Origin of the sequence: Chelativorans sp. ZYF759 (genome assembly GCF_012911015.1) — a bacterium.
GTDB lineage: Bacteria > Pseudomonadota > Alphaproteobacteria > Rhizobiales > Rhizobiaceae > ZYF759.
Window position 1 is genome coordinate 40,140 of record NZ_WVVV01000018.1, and the last position, 16,232, is coordinate 56,371.

The 16,232-nt window shown below is 65.2% G+C and carries 17 protein-coding genes; 9 read left to right on the plus strand and 8 right to left on the minus strand.

Annotation, left to right across the window (positions count from 1 at the left end; genetic code table 11):
* The first annotated feature begins 7 nt into the window (after nucleotides 1-7).
* The 5 genes from GRZ55_RS20345 to GRZ55_RS20365 all read left to right on the plus strand — a co-directional run bounded on the left by GRZ55_RS20345 (nucleotide 8) and on the right by GRZ55_RS20365 (nucleotide 5,237).
* The gene (locus GRZ55_RS20345; protein WP_169288794.1) at nucleotides 8-871 is read left to right on the plus strand and encodes an N-formylglutamate amidohydrolase; all 864 of its coding nucleotides are present in this window, start codon (nucleotides 8-10) and stop codon (nucleotides 869-871) included.
* Nucleotides 856-1,362, plus strand: a complete 507-nt coding sequence (locus GRZ55_RS20350) for a TRAP transporter small permease subunit (protein WP_169288795.1) — start codon at nucleotides 856-858, stop codon at nucleotides 1,360-1,362. The genes GRZ55_RS20345 and GRZ55_RS20350 overlap by 16 nt, the downstream gene beginning before the upstream one ends.
* The gene (locus GRZ55_RS20355) at nucleotides 1,362-2,687 is read left to right on the plus strand and encodes a TRAP transporter large permease subunit (RefSeq protein ID WP_169288796.1); all 1,326 of its coding nucleotides are present in this window, start codon (nucleotides 1,362-1,364) and stop codon (nucleotides 2,685-2,687) included. Before GRZ55_RS20350 ends, GRZ55_RS20355 begins: the two co-directional genes overlap by 1 nt.
* 66 nt (nucleotides 2,688-2,753) lie before the next feature.
* Complete coding sequence (locus GRZ55_RS20360; protein WP_169288797.1) at nucleotides 2,754-3,794, plus strand: TRAP transporter substrate-binding protein; 1,041 nt, start codon at nucleotides 2,754-2,756, stop codon at nucleotides 3,792-3,794.
* A 75-nt stretch (nucleotides 3,795-3,869) separates the two neighbouring features.
* The gene (locus GRZ55_RS20365) at nucleotides 3,870-5,237 is read left to right on the plus strand and encodes a glutamine synthetase family protein (protein ID WP_169288798.1); all 1,368 of its coding nucleotides are present in this window, start codon (nucleotides 3,870-3,872) and stop codon (nucleotides 5,235-5,237) included.
* A 12-nt stretch (nucleotides 5,238-5,249) separates the two neighbouring features.
* Here the strand turns inward: GRZ55_RS20365 and GRZ55_RS20370 are convergent, their stop codons facing one another.
* The 4 genes from GRZ55_RS20370 to aceA all read right to left on the minus strand — a co-directional run bounded on the left by GRZ55_RS20370 (nucleotide 5,250) and on the right by aceA (nucleotide 8,938).
* Nucleotides 5,250-6,680: a glutamine synthetase family protein gene (locus GRZ55_RS20370; protein WP_169288799.1), complete on the minus strand. Its 1,431-nt coding sequence runs from the start codon at nucleotides 6,678-6,680 to the stop codon at nucleotides 5,250-5,252.
* Between the two features lie 64 nt (nucleotides 6,681-6,744).
* On the minus strand, nucleotides 6,745-7,206 hold the full coding sequence (locus GRZ55_RS20375) for a hypothetical protein (protein ID WP_169288800.1): 462 nt from the start codon (nucleotides 7,204-7,206) through the stop codon (nucleotides 6,745-6,747).
* A gap of 163 nt (nucleotides 7,207-7,369) precedes the next feature.
* The gene (locus GRZ55_RS20380) at nucleotides 7,370-7,615 is read right to left on the minus strand and encodes a hypothetical protein (protein ID WP_169288801.1); all 246 of its coding nucleotides are present in this window, start codon (nucleotides 7,613-7,615) and stop codon (nucleotides 7,370-7,372) included.
* A gap of 33 nt (nucleotides 7,616-7,648) precedes the next feature.
* Nucleotides 7,649-8,938: an isocitrate lyase gene (gene aceA, locus GRZ55_RS20385; protein WP_169288802.1), complete on the minus strand. Its 1,290-nt coding sequence runs from the start codon at nucleotides 8,936-8,938 to the stop codon at nucleotides 7,649-7,651.
* Between the two features lie 213 nt (nucleotides 8,939-9,151).
* Here aceA and GRZ55_RS20390 point away from each other — a divergent pair, with 213 nt between their 5' ends.
* On the plus strand, nucleotides 9,152-10,570 hold the full coding sequence (locus tag GRZ55_RS20390) for a short-chain fatty acyl-CoA regulator family protein (RefSeq protein ID WP_169288803.1): 1,419 nt from the start codon (nucleotides 9,152-9,154) through the stop codon (nucleotides 10,568-10,570).
* 4 nt (nucleotides 10,571-10,574) lie between these two features.
* Here the strand turns inward: GRZ55_RS20390 and GRZ55_RS20395 are convergent, their stop codons facing one another.
* From GRZ55_RS20395 to GRZ55_RS20410, 4 genes are all read right to left on the minus strand, one after another.
* Nucleotides 10,575-10,886 carry a type II toxin-antitoxin system RelE/ParE family toxin gene (locus GRZ55_RS20395; protein WP_169288804.1) on the minus strand — a complete coding sequence of 104 codons (312 nt, stop codon included), beginning with the start codon at nucleotides 10,884-10,886 and terminating at the stop codon, nucleotides 10,575-10,577.
* A complete protein-coding gene (locus GRZ55_RS20400) occupies nucleotides 10,876-11,073 on the minus strand; it encodes a hypothetical protein (RefSeq protein WP_169288805.1) in 198 nt (65 codons plus the stop codon). Before GRZ55_RS20400 ends, GRZ55_RS20395 begins: the two co-directional genes overlap by 11 nt.
* A gap of 61 nt (nucleotides 11,074-11,134) precedes the next feature.
* Nucleotides 11,135-12,010: a LysR family transcriptional regulator gene (locus GRZ55_RS20405; protein WP_169288806.1), complete on the minus strand. Its 876-nt coding sequence runs from the start codon at nucleotides 12,008-12,010 to the stop codon at nucleotides 11,135-11,137.
* 260 nt (nucleotides 12,011-12,270) lie between these two features.
* On the minus strand, nucleotides 12,271-13,248 hold the full coding sequence (locus GRZ55_RS20410) for an NADPH:quinone reductase (RefSeq protein ID WP_169288807.1): 978 nt from the start codon (nucleotides 13,246-13,248) through the stop codon (nucleotides 12,271-12,273).
* Between the two features lie 125 nt (nucleotides 13,249-13,373).
* On the opposite strand from GRZ55_RS20410, the gene GRZ55_RS20415 reads away from it, so the two are divergent.
* From GRZ55_RS20415 to GRZ55_RS20425, 3 genes are all read left to right on the plus strand, one after another.
* Nucleotides 13,374-13,658, plus strand: a complete 285-nt coding sequence (locus GRZ55_RS20415; RefSeq protein ID WP_169288808.1) for an acylphosphatase — start codon at nucleotides 13,374-13,376, stop codon at nucleotides 13,656-13,658.
* A gap of 174 nt (nucleotides 13,659-13,832) precedes the next feature.
* Nucleotides 13,833-14,711, plus strand: a complete 879-nt coding sequence (locus tag GRZ55_RS20420) for a DMT family transporter (protein WP_169288809.1) — start codon at nucleotides 13,833-13,835, stop codon at nucleotides 14,709-14,711.
* A 165-nt stretch (nucleotides 14,712-14,876) separates the two neighbouring features.
* Complete coding sequence (locus GRZ55_RS20425; RefSeq protein WP_368856654.1) at nucleotides 14,877-16,226, plus strand: glutamine synthetase family protein; 1,350 nt, start codon at nucleotides 14,877-14,879, stop codon at nucleotides 16,224-16,226.
* Nucleotides 16,227-16,232 lie beyond the last annotated feature (6 nt).

Here is a 16,232-nt window from a genome sequence, read left to right on the forward strand (position 1 = left end):
CTCGTCCATGAGCGTTATCGCTCCGCAACCGAAAGCGCATACTCGTATCGAGGAGCCCTGCCGCTGGCCAGGCATCGTCGAGCGTTGGGACGGCGAGGGGACACCGGTTCGCGGCACCAGGAGCGGGTCCACGGGCGCGGGCGTGGTGCTCGTCTGCGAGCATGCCTCAAACAGCCTGTCGGGTCCCTGGAGCGATCTCGGTCTCGACGCCGGTGCCATGCAGGCCCACATCGCCTGGGACCCCGGCGCGCTCGGGCTGGCGCGCGGCCTGGCTGAGCGCATGGCCGGACCCTGTGGCGGCACGTTGCTCGTCCATGCGCCCCTTTCGCGCCTGATCTACGATCTCAACCGCGCGCCCGACCTGCCCGGCGCCATGCCCGAGCGCTCCGAAATCCACGAAATTCCTGGCAATGCCCGCCTCGGCGCGGCGGCGCGCGCGGCCCGCACGAGCGCGCTCTATGCGCCCTTCCACGCCACATTGATGTCGGAACTGGCGACCCAGATGGCGCTCGGCCGCAGGCCGGCCGTCATTACCGTGCATTCCTTCACGCCGGTTTATGCGGGGATGCGCCGCGAGGTCGAGTTCGGCGTCATCCACGATGCCGACGCCACACTGGCACGCGCAATTGTCGACGGAGCGGGCGACAGCACGCTGGTCACAAGGCTGAACGAACCCTATTCGGCGGCCGACCACGTGACCCACACGCTGCGCCTCCATGCCACGCCCTACGGCCTGCCCAATGCCATGCTGGAGATTCGCAACGACCTGATCGCCGACGATGCGGCGCAGGCGGCGATGGCCTCCCGCCTGGCGCCGATTCTGGTCGGTGCGATCGAGAAGACGGAGGCCGCGTCATGCCCCGCTTCCTGATCGCCTATGTCCGCTTCGTGGAGCGGGTGAACTATCTCTTTGGCCGGCTGGCCATGTTCCTGCTCTTTGCGCTGATGGGCGTGCTCCTGTGGGGCGCAATCGCGCGCGCCGGCTGGCACCCGCAGGTCTGGACCGACGAGATGGCCCAGTTCATCGTCATGGGCTATTTCATGATCGGCGGCGCCTATGCCATGCAGATGGGCTCGGCGGTGCGCATGGACCTGCTCTACAGCCGCTGGTCCGACACGACCAAGGCCGCCGTCGACGCCATCACCATCTTCGCGCTGATCTTCTACCTCGTCGTGCTTCTGTGGGGCGGTATCGATTCGACGGCCTATGCGCTCGAATATGGCGAACGCCGGCGCGGGCTCTGGCGCCCCTACATGGCGCCGATCAAGATCGTCATGTGCGTGGGCATCACGCTGATGATCCTGCAATGCACAGCCTTCCTCATCCGTGACATCGCCAAGCTGAGAGGCCGGGAAATCTGATGGGCTACGAGTATATCGCGCTGCTCATGTTCGGCTCGATGATGGCCATGATGCTGACCGGGCAGCGCATGTTCGGGGTGATCGGCTTTGTCGCGGTCGTGGCGGCGCTGCTCCTGTGGGGCGAGCGCGGCGGCTACGACCTCGCCTTCGCCCAGACCATCAAGCTGATGAACTGGTTCCCGCTGATGACGCTGCCGATGTTCATCTTCATGGGCTACGTGCTGTCGGAAAGCCGGCTCGCCGACGATCTCTACCGCATGTTCCATGTCTGGTTCGGGGGGGTGCCCGGTGGCCTGGCCATCGGCACGATCCTGCTCATGGTGCTGATCTCGGCCATGAACGGCCTGTCGGTGGCCGGCATGGCGATCGGCGCCACCATCGCGCTGCCGGAACTGCTCAAACGCAACTACGACAAACGCATGGTCACGGGCGTGATCCAGGCCGGCTCGTCGCTGGGCATCCTGGTCCCGCCTTCGGTGGTGATGGTGCTCTACGCGATGATCGCGCGCCAGCCCGTGGGCCAGCTGTGGCTGGCCGGCATCCTGCCCGGCCTCATGCTGGCGGGGCTCTTCATCGTCTATATCTGGATCCGCTGCCGCATCAATCCGGCACTCGGCCCGACCCTTTCGCGCGAAGAGCTCTCGCAGGTCACCCGCAGCGAGAAGCTGAAACTGCTCGGCGCCGGACTGATGCCGCTGGGCATCTTCCTGGTGATGATGGTGCCTTTCATCATGGGCTACACGCGCCTGGTCGAAAGCTCGGTCATCGGCGCGCTGGCCGCTTTCGGGGCTTCCGTCATCAAGGGCCGCATGACGTGGAAAGTATTCGAGGAGTGCACCAAGCGCACGCTCGCCATCACCTGCATGTTCATGTGGATCATCCTGGCCGCGCTAGCCTTCGGCGCGGTGTTCGACGGGCTGAGGGCGGTGGATTTCGTCCGCGCGCTGTTCATCGAGGATATGGGGCTGAACCGCTGGCACATCCTGATCCTGATGCAGATCTCCTTCATCGTGATGGGCACCTTCATGGACGACACGGCCATGCTGGTGATCGTGGCGCCGCTGTATGTGCCGATCGTCGCTATGCTGGAGTTCAACCTGATCTGGTACGGCGTGCTCTACACGATCACCTGCCAGATCGCCTACATGACCCCGCCCTTCGGCTACAATCTGTTCCTGATGCGGGCCATGGCCCCGCCCGAGGTTTCGCTCTGGGACATCTACCGCTCGATCGTGCCGTTCGTGGCGGTGATGATATTGGGGCTCTCGCTGGTGATGATCTTCCCGCAGATCGCGCTCTGGCTGCCCCAGACGCTCTATCGATGACAGAAGGCGCGGCCAACGCGCCCGATGACTGAACCGTTCGGAAACCGGAACACAGGAGAACAGACGATGAAGACGACACGACGCAAGTTTCTCACCGCCGGCGCCGCTGCCGCCGGCGCGACCGCGCTGGCGGCTCCCGCCGTCCACGCCCAGTCACCGATCCGCTGGCGCCTCCAGACCTATGCCGGCGCGTCCCTCGGCGCCCAGGTGGCCCAGCCCGCCGTCGACATGTTCAACGCGATCGCCGGCGACGAGATGCAGATCGACCTCTATTTCGCCGACCAGCTGGTGCCGACGGAGGAACTGTTCCAGGCCATGCAGCGCGGCACGATCGACGCCGTGCAGTCCGACGACGATTCCATGATGTCGCCAACCGAAGTGACCGTCTTCGGCGGCTACTTCCCCTTTGCCAGCCGCTACTCGCTCGACGTGCCGGCCCTCTTCAACGACTGGGGCCTCAACGAGATCTGGGACGAGGAATATTCCGCCGTCGGGGTGAAGCATATTTCGGCCGGCGCCTGGGATCCGTGCCACTTCATCACCACGCGCGCCATCAACAGCCTCGAGGATCTGCAGGGCATCCGGGTCTTCACCTTCCCGACCGCCGGCCGCTTCCTGGCCCAGTTCGGCGTCGTCCCGGTCACCGTGCCCTGGGAGGATGTCGAGATCGCCATGCAGACGGGCGAGATCGACGGCGTTGCCTGGTGCGGCATCACGGAGGCCTACGAGGTGGGCTGGGCCGACATCTGCAGCCACTTCCTGACCAACAACATCTCCGGCGCCTGGATCGGCCACTTCTTCGCCAATGAAGAGCGCTGGGAAGAGCTTCCCGACCACCTCAAGGAACTGATGAAGGTCTGTTTCGAGCAGTCGCATTATTATCGCCAGCACTGGTACTGGGCCGGCGAAGCACGCCTGCGCACCGAGGGCGACAAGCTCGAGCTGACCTCGATCCCGGATGCCGAGTGGGCTGAGGTCGAGACGGCCGCGCGCGATTTCTGGCAGGAAATCGCCGACGAGTCCGAGACCAAGGCCAAGGTCGTCCAGATCTTCCGCGACTACAACGCGGCCATGGACCGGGCCGGCCGGCCCTACCGCTACGGCTGAGGCCCCACCATCCTTGCCGCCCCGGTCGCTGACGGCCGGGGCGGTCTGCCGCCGACCCCATGCGAGACCAAAAAAATGCCCGCCAACCTGACGCTCGAAACCCTGTCCGAAGCCTTCGCAGCCGGCGAGATCGACACCGTGATCGTCGCCGCCATCGACATGCAGGGCCGTCTCATGGGCAAGCGCTTCCATGCCGCCCATTTCCTGAATGGCGGCTGGGAGGAGACCCATTGCTGCAACTATCTGCTGGCCACCGACATGGAGATGATCACCGTGCCGGGCTATGCCGCCAGCAGCTGGGAAAAGGGCTATGGCGACTATGTGATGAAGCCCGACCTCGAGACACTGCGCCGCGTGCCGTGGCTCGAGGGAACGGCGCTCGTGCTGTGCGACCTTCTCGACCACCACACGCATGAGGACGTGCCGCATTCGCCGCGCGCGGTCCTGAAGCGCCAGGTCGAGCGCGCCCGCAAGCTGGGCTTTTCCGCCATGATGGCGACCGAACTCGAGTTCTTCGTCTTCGACAACAGCTACGAGGAACTGCGCGATTCAGGATTTCGAGATCCGCGGCCGATCTCCGCCTACAACGAGGACTACCACATCTTCCAGACCACCAAGGAAGAGAAGCTGATGCGTGCCTTGCGCAACGGGCTCTACGGCGCGGGCATCCCGGTGGAGAACACCAAGGGCGAGGCGGAGGCCGGCCAGGCCGAGATCAACATCCGCTACGCCGCGGCCCTGGAGACCGCCGACGGTCACGTGATCGCCAAGGCGGCCACCCGAGAGATCGCCCATGCGCAGGGCAAGTCGGTCACCTTCATGGCGAAATACGACCACAACCGCGCCGGCTCTTCGAGCCACGTGCACCAGTCGCTGTGGACTCTCGACGGCGAGCCGGCTTTCGTCGACAAGGACGATGAGCACGGCATGTCGGCACTGATGAAGCATTACATGGCGGGGCAGCTGGCGCATGCGCGCGATATCACGATTTTCCTCGCGCCTTATGTGAACAGCTACAAGCGCTTCTGCGTCGGCATGTTCGCGCCGACCAAGGCGGTGTGGAGCGCCGACAACCGCACCGCCGGCTTCCGCGTCTGCGGCGAGGGCACCAAGGGTGTGCGTGTCGAATGCCGCATCGGCGGCGCCGACCTCAACCCCTATCTCGCCTGTGCCGCGTTGCTGGCAGCCGGGCTCGACGGCATCGAGAACAAGCTCGAACTGGAGCCCGAACTGCGCGGCGACATGTATGGCGCCCAAGGCGTGCGCGAGATTCCGAAAACCCTGCGCGAGGCGGCGGAGCTGGCGGCGGGTTCGGACTTCCTGCGCACTGCCTTCGGCGCGGACGTCGTCGAGCACTACGTCCACGCGGCGCGCTGGGAGATTTCCGAGCACGACCGCGTGGTCACCGATTGGGAGGTCCAGCGGGGGCTGGAGCGGGCCTGAGCCCGCCGCGCACTACACGTTCAGGAGCAGATATTCGCGTTCCCAGGGGCTGATGACCTCCATGAAGGTCTCGAACTCGGCCTTCTTGATCGCCGCATAAGTTGTCACGAATGCGCTGCCGAGGATTTCGCGCAGCGCCTCGTCGGCCTCGAAGAGTTCGACCGCTTCGAGCAGGCCGCGGGGCAGCTCGATCTCGTCCTCGTTGACCGCGGCGCCGGTCGGATTGTCGGCCGGTACCTTTTCGACCATGCCGACCAGCCCGCAGGCCAGCGACGCGGCGAGCGCCAGATAGGGATTGGCGTCGGATGAGGGAATGCGGTTCTCCACGCGCCTGGCCTGAGCGTCGGAACGCGGGATGCGGAACGCGGTCGTGCGGTTGTCGTAACCCCAGCGCGTGTTGACCGGGGCCGAGGCGCTCCGGGTCAGGCGACGATAGGAATTCACATAGGGCGCCAGCATCACCAGCGCATTGGGAATGTGGCGCTGCATGCCGCCGATGAAATGGCGGAACGCTTCCGTCTCGGCGCCGTCCGGGGCGGAAAACACGTTCTGGCCCGTGGTCGCATCGACCACCGACTGGTGGATATGCATGGCCGATCCCGGCTGGCCCTGGATCGGCTTGGCCATGAAGGTGGCGTAGATGTCGTGCTTGAGCGCCGCCTCGCGGATGGTGCGCTTGAACATGAACACCTGATCGGCGAGCTCGACGGGATCGCCGTGGCGCAGATTGATCTCGAGCTGGCCCGCGCCCTCCTCGTGGATGAGCGTGTCGATCTCCAGCCCCTGCCGCTCGGAGAAATCGTAGACGTCGTCGATCAGTTCGTCGAACTCGTTGACGCCGGCGATCGAATAGCTCTGCCCCCCCGCGATCGACCGGCCCGAGCGGCCGATCGGCGGCTCGAGCTGATAGTCGGGATCGGGATTTTTCTTGACGAGATAGAACTCGATCTCGGGCGCCACGATCGGCTTCAGACCGCGCATGTGATAGGCCGCGACCACGCGCTTGAGGACGTTGCGCGGCGTGAACTCCGCCGCCTGGCCGTCCTGGGTGACCAGATCGCAGATGACCTGCGCCGTGGGGTCGCTTTCCCACGGCACGACCGTCAGCGTCGAGAGATCCGGCAGCAGCTTGAGATCGCCATCCGCCTCCGGATAGGTGAAATCGCCGCTATCCTCGGGGTAACGCCCGGAGATCGTGGTCATGAACACGGCGGAGGGCAGGGCCAGCGATGTGTTGGACGTGAATTTCTTGGAAGGCATCATCTTGCCGCGTGCCACGCCGGCCTGATCGGGCGCGATACACTCGATATCCTCGATGCCGCGCCACTCGAGCCATGAAGACGCTTCCTTCCAGTTCTTCACGCCGCGCAGGTTCTTGATGAAGGCGGGCAGACGGGTGCGCTCGGCGGCGCCGGGACGGGCTTCCTTTTTGGAGGCAGGCATCAATCACCAGAAAAATGTTTCGCAAGCAGGACTATAGCCGCTCCGCCGCCGGTTCGGAAAGGGGTCAGGTCCTGCCGCAGGCCACGACCCTTTGCCGGATATCGTAAAGCAGCGGGTAAAGCGTGTCCGAGGCCACCGGCTTGGCGAGAACGGCGTGGCAATGCGGCGAATTCCTGCCCGCTTCGAGCAGAGCTCTGCCGGTGGCGAGCAGAATCACCTGTGGTCGCTGCAGGGGGCGGCCAGGCGGGGACGGCGCTGCACGCTGCGCGACACGTTCCGCAAGGGGCAATTCGTCGTCGAGGATCACGGCTCCCAGACGAGGTTCCCGCAGCGCCTCGTCGAACCCGCCAGGCTCGGTCGTCAGGCACTTCAATCCCGCCATGCGCACGATGCGCGAAACGACGATGGTTGTGATCCGGGTGTTGCTGACCACCAGAACGGTGTCGCGCGGAAGCGGTGCTTCCCCCGTGCCATAGACAAAAGATTCGCCCTCGGGTTCTCCGAGACCGGGATGCAGCTCGCCCATATCAAGCCCCCAGTTGCTCGCGCCAAAGCGCGCTATTGCAACCAGAAGGATAGTTGCTGATATCGGACGTGTGTCAAGTTGATATTTTTCGTGTTCAAAAAAAATAGTGTTGTTCTTGGTAAACGATTAGGCCGGACAAGTCCGACCTAATCGTTTTACTCAATCAGACTTCCGATTTCAGATTTGTCACCACGACCGGAATGAGCAGGTCGCCCCAGTTGCCGGTCCCGCCATGATGGCGTGCGGAGCGCACGAGCTCAACGGAGACGCCGGCATCCACCGCCTTCATGACGGACTGGTTGAGTCTGTGCAGATCGTTGGCGAGCATGCGGATGGCCGCCTGCTGGTCGCCGGACATGGCGGAGGACTGTTCCTCTGCCCTTTCCTTGACGCGTGTGACGGGTGTCATGGTCTTGCTCCTTGGGTTGAATGCTGACGCGTTCTATTCGGCGGCCGGACGGAACTGCTCGGTCTCGGTCGATTCCTTCATGGCGGTCGTCGAGGACTGGCCACCGGTGATGGCAAGCGACACCGCGTCGAAATAGCCGGTGCCGACCTCGCGCTGGTGCTTCGTCGCGGTATAGCCATTGGCCTCGGCCGCGAACTCGGCTTCCTGCAGCTCGGAATAGGCCGCCATCTGGCGGTCCTTGTAGCCGCGCGCCAGCTCGAACATGCCGAAGTTCAGCTGGTGGAAGCCGGCCAGCGTGATGAACTGGAACTTGTAGCCCATGGCGCCCAGTTCGCGCTGGAACTTTGCGATCGTGGCGTCGTCCAGATTCTTCTTCCAGTTGAAGGAAGGCGAGCAGTTATAGGCCAGCATCTTGCCGGGATGCTCTTTGTGAACGGCCTCGGCGAACTTCCTGGCCTGTTCGAGATCCGGCTTGCCGGTCTCCATCCAGATCAGGTCGCAATGCGGTGCATAGGCAATGGCGCGCGCGATGCAGGGCTCGATGCCGTTCCTGACATTGTAGAAACCTTCGACGGTGCGACCGGCATCATAGTCGACGAAGGGCTGGTCGCGCTCGTCAATGTCCGATGTCAGAAGCTTCGCGGCTTCGGCGTCAGTGCGGGCGACGATCAAGGTCGCGGTACCCATCACATCGGCGGCGAGCCGCGCCGCATTGAGATTGCGGATGTGGGCCGCGGTCGGGATGAGCACCTTGCCGCCCAGATGGCCGCACTTCTTTTCGGACGCGAGCTGGTCCTCGAAATGGACGCCGGCGGCACCCGCTTCGATGAAGGCCTTCATGATCTCGAACGCGTTGAGCGGGCCGCCGAAACCAGCCTCGGCGTCGGCAACGATCGGCGCGAACCAGGTCTCGACCGACAGGCCCTTGCCTTCAGAGACCTCGATCTGGTCTGCACGCTGCAGCGTGCGGTTGATGCGCTTGACCAGCTCGGGCGCGGCGTTGGCCGGATAGAGAGACTGGTCGGGATACATGGCCGACGCCGTGTTCGCGTCAGCCGCCACCTGCCAGCCGGAGAGGTAGATCGCCTTCAGTCCGGCGCGGACCTGCTGCATGGCCTGGTTGCCCGACATGGCGCCGAGCGCGTTGACAAAGTCTTCCTGGTGGATGAGCTGCCAGAGGCGGTTCGCACCGTTCTCGGCGAGCGTGTGGCGAATCTGGACGGAGCCGCGGAGCCGCTTCACGTCTTCCGCGGAGTAGGGGCGCTCGATGCCGTCATAGCGACCTTGCGGTGCGGAGGGAACGAGGTTGTAAAAATCGGTCATGCTGAAGTCTCCATCGATCTTTGACAGGTTGCGACCGGTTTCCGGGAGGAACGATCTCGTTTGACGGATTTACATTGCGCTGCCGAAGAGAACGAGGAAATAGCGGTTTTCGTTCGTCTAATTCGGGTCACGCTGTCTTGCCTTTGACCGGTTAGGCATGTAAATTTGTCAAACTTGTCAAAGAAGCCGCCTTGTCAAATCTGGTAAACCCGCATGGCAGAGCAGAAGATTTTTGCGGGCCCCCGCATCAGGCGCATCCGCAAGGCGAAGGGTCTGACCCAGACGGCGATGGCCGATGGGCTGGGCATTTCGCCGTCCTATCTCAACCTCATCGAGCGCAACCAGCGGCCGCTGACCGTGCAGCTGATCCTCAAGCTCTCCGCTGTCTACAAGGTGGACGCCGAGGAGTTACAGGGCGGGACCGGCCAGTCGATCGCCGCGCTGCGCGAGGTCTTCGCCGATCCGCTGCTGTCCGGCGAACTGCCCGGCGAGCAGGAGCTGGTCGAATTGTCGGAAGGCGCGCCGAACGCCGCCGCCGCCATGGTCAAGCTGCACCGGGCCTATCGCGAACAGGCAGACCGGCTTTCCGACCTCTCCGAGATGCTGGCACGGGAAGGGCACGCCACGCAGCTGTCGGCTGCGCGGCTGCCCGTCGACGAAGTGCGCGAGACCTTCGAGCGCCGCCCGAACCATTTCCTGGCGATAGAGGAGGAGGCGGAGGCCTTCGTGGCCCTCCTCCAGCCCGCCGACGACCTGGCTGGCGCGCTCAAGAACTGGCTGAAGCGCGAGCACGGCATTGCGGTGCGGGCCCTGCCCGTGGCCACCATGCCCAACTGGCGCCGCCGCTATGATCGGCATTCCCAGCGCCTCTTCCTGTCGGAACGGTTGTCGCCCCATGACCAGACGCGCGAAATCGCCATGGAGGCCGCCCTCCTGCGCATGCAGGTGGTGATCGCCGCCGAACTCAAGGCGCTGCAGCTGTCGTCCGACGAGGCGCGACGGCTGGCCCGTTTCGAACTGGCCCGCTATGCCGCCCATGCCTTGATGATGCCCTACCAGCCCTTCCTGGCCGCTGCCCAGCGCGCGCGTTACGACATCGACGTGCTGCGCGCCCGCTTCGCGGTTTCCTTCGAGCAGGCGGCCAATCGGCTCACCATGCTGGGGCGCTCGGGCCAGGCGGGCGTGCCCTTCTTCATGATGGAGATCGATAGCGCCGGCCATCGGTTCCGCCGCGCCGGGGCGGAAGGTTTCCCTGTCAGCCGCTTCGGCGGCGGCTGCCCGAAACTGCCCGTCCACGCCGCCTTCTCGTTGCCGGGGCAACTGTTCGTGGAAGCGGTCGAAATGCCGGACGGCGCGGAGTTCCTGACCATTGCCCGGACGCTGGAGGGCCCGCAGGGCGCCTTCAACGAACGGCCACGGCGCACCGCGATCCTGATCGGCTGCGACATCGGGTTTCGCGACGAGGTGGTCTATGAAGCGGCGCTGCCCGCGGGCTCTCCCCCGACGCCGGTCGGCCCGACCTGCCGCCTCTGCGAGCGCGCCGGCTGCCTCGCCCGCGCCGAACCGCCGGTCACAAGGCCGCTCGGGCTGGACGAGATGGTGACGGGGCTGAGCGCGTTCGATTTCCAGTGAGGCATCAACCACCTTTCGGATCGAGCTGTCGCAGCAGCGCAGCGACATCCCTGCGTCCGTCAAGGACCGCCGTCACGATCACCCGGCCGGCCAGTTGCTCGTGGCGATAAAGAACGAGATGGTTGCGCACGACCAGTATGCGATATCGGTTGTCATATGCGCGACCTGACAGGGGAAAGTGTCGCAACCGATCGCTGGCGGCGATGATTTCTTCGACACAGATTTTCGCGGCTTTGGGATTGTCGGCGCGGATGTAGTCAAAAATAGCCTCGAGTTGAGTCAAAGCGCGTTTGCGCCAGATGAGCTCAGCCGTCATACCGGGCTCTCATTCGAGCCACGACCTCCTCATGCGGAATCTCGCCACCTTCCGCCTCGGCGGCCGCCAGCTTGGCGTCGATGCGCTTTCTGGCGGCCATGGCCAGCAGCGCCTGCGCCAGTTCCTCCTGCTCGGCTTCCGGCAAGGCCTCGACTTCCCTGATGGCGTCTTTCAGCGTCTGGTTCATGGCGGGGGCTCCGAGAAGTTCAGCAGCATAGCACGGGATACGCAGCTGGAAAATCGCGGCATTAGCCTTCGCCGACCGGCCGCTCCCCGCCAAACAGCGCGGCATGGGCCGTTACCAGCGCCACCATCCGGTCGATGACGGTCCGCACGTCGGGGCGGTGGCGGTCGTCATTGTGCATGACCAGCCACTGCCATTCACGCAGCTCGGCGATCTCCGCGCCGGCGCGTTCCAGATCCGCATCGCGGTCGCCTGCAAAACACGGCAGCACGCCCTTGCCGACGCCGGCGCGGATCAGGTCATGAAGGGTGCGCGGCGTGTTTGCCCAGGCGGCCATGACGACGTCGCTTCTCCCGGAGAGCCAGCGGGCCGAGCGGGTGGTGGCGTCTTCGGGCGAAATGGCCACCCATTCATCGCGCCGGGCAGGAACCAGGCTGCGGGCGCGGAAAGGCGCATGGGCGACCTCCACCGTGCGCCGTGCCGCAAGGTTCGGACTGTCGGGCTGGGCGTTGCGCACGCCGATCTCGACCTCGCGATGGGCGATGTCGAGCCGCGCTTCGGTGGTCTTGAAAGCGATGCGGAACGGGTCGTCGGGCCGCCAGAGCCGGGCGAAATTGGCGGCCAGGAAATTGGCTGTCCAGGTGCCGGCCGAAATCCGAACCACCGATCGCTGGCCCTCGGCTTCGAGCCAGTCGGCAATGGTGCGCGCCCCGAGTTCCATGGCCTGGGCGCGGGCCAGCAGGTTGCGCCCGTCATCGGTCAGTTCGTAGCCCGTCTGCCGGCGCATGAACAATGGTCGGCCGATTGCCCGTTCGAGAGCCAGCATGCGGCGTCCCACCGTCGCCGCACTCGATGCCTGCTCCCGGGCCGCGCCGGTCAGGCCTCCATGCCGTGCCACGGCCAGGAAAAGGCGCAAATCATCCCAGTCGACGTTTTTCATTTCTGAAACATGAAACGCATTCAGGGCGGTTTCAAGCCCGGATTGAACCCTCCTAAGATGCAGTATCGCAAAAAGGAGATGGCCGATGGATTTCATGCTGGGCTGGACGATGGTCCATTATCACAATGTGCGGGCGGGACGGAGGGCCAAGCCCCTGCGGCCAGCGCAGATGTCACTCGGCAGGCTCGAAACGATGCGCCGCCGGCTCCGGCGGGCGTGGCGCCCCCCTGCCTGGAGCCAAGAAGCGACCGGGCAGGAGCTCAGCTCAGGTCGAGCACCACATTGCCGATGATGTCGCCCTTCTCCACCGCCTCGTGCGCGGCGGCGATGTCGTCGAGCGGGAAACTTGCGCCGACGGCGTGAACGAGCGCGTCCTGCTCCAGCAGGCGAGTGAGCTCGGCCAGCGCCGCCTGACGTTGTGCCGGCGTCAGTTCGTAGACGAGGAAAAGCTGCAGGGTCAGACTGCCCCACAGCATCGCGGCAAAGGAGACGGGGATGTCGGCCGGCACATTGGAGCCGTAGCACACGATCTTGCCATGCGGCGCCAGCACGCCCTGGGGCAGAAGCGCCGCGGTGGACGACAGATCCATGTCGATGATGCCGTCGACCCCCTTGCCGCCCGTCAGTTCCCTGGCCCGTTCGGCGACGTTGTCGCCCCTGTAGTCGATGATCTCGGACGCCCCCGCCGCACGGGCATGCGCGCTGCGTCGTGGCGATGCGGTGGCGATGACGCGCGCGCCGCGCCGGGCGGCGATCTGGCAGATATAGTGCCCGACAGAGGCCGCACCGCCGGTGACAAGCAGCGTCTTGCCGGAGACGTCGCCCTGGTGTGCGACCGCCTGAAGGGCAGTCAGAGCCGGGATGCCGAGACAGGCGCCGGCATCGAATGCCACATTGTCGGGAAGCCGCACGGCCTGCTCCTGGGGGAGCGCGATATATTCGGCGGCCGTGCCGAAGGGGCGTTTCCATTGCCCGTTCCAGATCCACACACGCTCGCCGATGCGCGAACGATCGACGCCTTCGCCGACAGCTTCGACGACGCCCGCGCCGTCGGAATGGGGGACGATGCGCGGCGCGATCAGGGGCCGGCCCGCGCGGCTCTTCACGTCGGAAGGATTGACCCCGCTCACCGCCAGCCGGACCAGGACCTCGCCCGCGCCAGGTGCCGGGGTGCCCATCTCGCCCACGACGAGAACCTCGCGCGCAGATCCGTTCTTCTCGTACCAGCCAGCCTTCATGGGTAAAAACTCCCGCGCCAAAACCTATCTTCACCTAACGTCGCCCCGGCCTGCGGTCCAGTCGAACGAAACGCGGTCATCCGCGTTACTACGCAGCGCGGCGGTGACGATCAGGAGCAGAGCCAATGTCTACCAACGAACGGACCATCGAAGCCATCGTTACCGGCCAGGTGCAGGGCGTGCATTTTCGCAGGTGGGCCAGCGAACAGGCGCACAGCCTCGGCCTCTCCGGGTGGGTGAAGAATGAAAAAAACGGGTCCGTGCGCGCTCACTTTTCCGGTGCGGCCGAGGCCGTGGGTATGATGATCGAACGCCTGCGCCGCGGCCCGCCCGCCTCGACGGTCGATGATCTGGAGATCGAGGAGAGCGAACCGGACTCTGACAATGACGGTTTTCGTATCCTCGAGTAGAGCGCGCTGAGCCAAGCGGGCGACGCATCTGGCACAGCGCGTCGCCCCCGGCTTTGGCATAACGAACGTCAAGGCCCTCCTGCTTGCGCCGTACCCATGTCACAAAGTCTTCGTGCCCCGCCGCCCATCCTGCCAGTCCTGCCGGGCCCAGCCCTCCGCGAGGAGCGGCTCGGCATGCTGCTGGTTTTCGTGGCGGCGGTGGCCTGGAGCCTTGGCGGAACGATCGCCCGCTTCATCTCGATTTCCGATCCGTGGACGGTGATCTTCTGGCGCTCGATCTGGGCAGCTCTCTTCCTCATCGGCTTCATGCTGTGGCGCGACGGGCTGCGCGGCATGGTCGCCATGTTCCGCGCCATGGGGATGGCTGGCGTGGCCGTCGGCCTGTGCTTCGCGCTCGCTTCCACCACCTTCATCCTGGCACTTGGCCACACGACGGTCGCCAACATTCTCCTGATCTATGCCGCCGCGCCGCTCTTCGCCGCGCTGTTTGCCCGGCTGCTTTTTGGTGAACGCGTCTCGGCCTCGACCTGGGCCGCCATCGCCGCCGTCTTCTTCGGCATCGGCGTCATGATGTCGGAATCGCTCGATCCGGACGTCTCGCCGGTCGGCGGTCTCCTGGCCCTGGTCGGGCCGATCTGCTTCGCGCTCGCCGCCGTGCTGACACGACGGCACGCCCATGTGCGCATGACGCCCGCCACCATGCTGGGCACGCTGTTTGCGGGCACATTCGCCGCGACCCAGGCAAGCGGCTTCCTGGTCGGCCAGACCGACATGGCGCTGCTGTTTGCCTTCGGCGCCATCAATCTCGGCCTGGGCCTTGCCTGTTTCGCCACCGGCGCGCGCCTGATCCCGGCCGCGCTCGCGGCGCTGCTGGCCACCTTCGAGACCCTTCTCGGACCGGTCTGGGTCTGGCTGATCCATGCCGAGATCCCGTCGGTGCGCACCATCATCGGCGGCTCGATCGTGTTCGCGGCCCTGATCCTGCACATCCTGCTGGAATTCCGACGTCACCGGCGCCGCATGCGACCCGGAGAGCTGCCGGTCCCCCATTGACTCGGTGAGGAGGCGCGGGGCAGGCTGGCGCATCTTCAATCAAATGACAGGCGTATCTTGCGAAACAGGCCGTCCGGTATCGTCAAAGCCGGCAAGATTCCTTCCGCCCCACGGCGCCCCCTTCCCGTGGCTCCCGTTCCGACACTGCCCAGCTCCGGCGAATACGTGACCCCCGATCACGAACGCGAATACCGCGCCTTCGTCGAAAAACACCCCGATCTGGAGGCCGTCGAGTTCCTGATGGTGGACCCGAACGGCGTCATGCGCGGCAAATGGGCGCCGGCCGATGCGCTCAAGAAGGCCTTCCAGGAAGGCGTGAACTTTCCCATGTCGCTGCACGGGCTGGATGTCTGGGGCCGCGAGGTGGCCGAGACCGGCCTGCACATCGAATCGGGCGACAAGGACGGCTATTGCCGTGCCACGCGCGGCTCGCTCTCGATCGTGCCCTGGGCCAAGCGCAAGACGGCCCAGGTTCTCCTGCAGACCTTCACGCCGGAGGGCGATCCCTTCCTCGCCGATCCGCGCCAGGTGCTGAAGAAGAAGGTGGCCGAGGTCAATGCGCGCGGGCTTTTTCCCGTCGTCGCCTTCGAACTGGAATTCTACCTCCTGGAGCCCGGCACCGACTGGGATGACGGCATGCCCGCCCCGGTCGGCGCCATGAAGGGACCCGACCGGCTGCGCATGTACGGGCTCGACGATCTGGCCGAACATGCCGCCCTGTTCGACATGATCCGTGACGCCGCCGACGAGCAGGACCTGCCGATCGACACCATCATCAAGGAAGCCGCGCCCGGCCAGTTCGAGGTCAATCTCAAGCACCGCGCCGATCCGCTGCGCGCCGCCGACGACGTCATCATGCTCAAGCGCCTGGTCATCGGCTGTGCCCGCGCACACGGTCTGACGGCCACCTTCATGGCCAAGCCCTTCCTCGAATATGCCGGCAACGGCATGCATGTGCATGCCTCCGTGCTGGACGACAATGGCGACAACATCTTCGCGGGCGAGGGTGGGCGCAAGAAGCTGGAGACGGCGGTGGCCGGCCTGCTGAAGGCGATGCCCGTCTCGCTGCTCCTGTTCATCAACACCTGGAACGGGTTCAGGCGCATCACGCCGGGCTCCTACGCGCCCACGCGCGCGGTCTGGGCGGAGAACAACCGTTCGGTGGCGTTGCGCATTCCGGTCTCCAGCGACCAGAACCGCCGCGTCGAGCATCGCATCGCGGGCGCCGACGCCAACCCCTATCTCGTGCTGGCGGCCGTCATCCAGGGCATGGTCGAAGGCATCGACGCGGGCGATCCGCCACCACCGGCCGTCGAAGGCAATGCCTATGACGACACGGACGGGCTGGAACTGCCCGACGACATGGACGACGCGCTGCAACTGATGGAAAAGAGCGGCTTCGCCGACCGGGCGCTGGGGCCGCTCCTTTCCAAGGTCTATCGCGATCTGAAGCGCGCGGAGATCATGGCCTTCTGGAGCGAGATCACCCCGCTCGAGCGCACGACCTATCTCTGAGCCGCA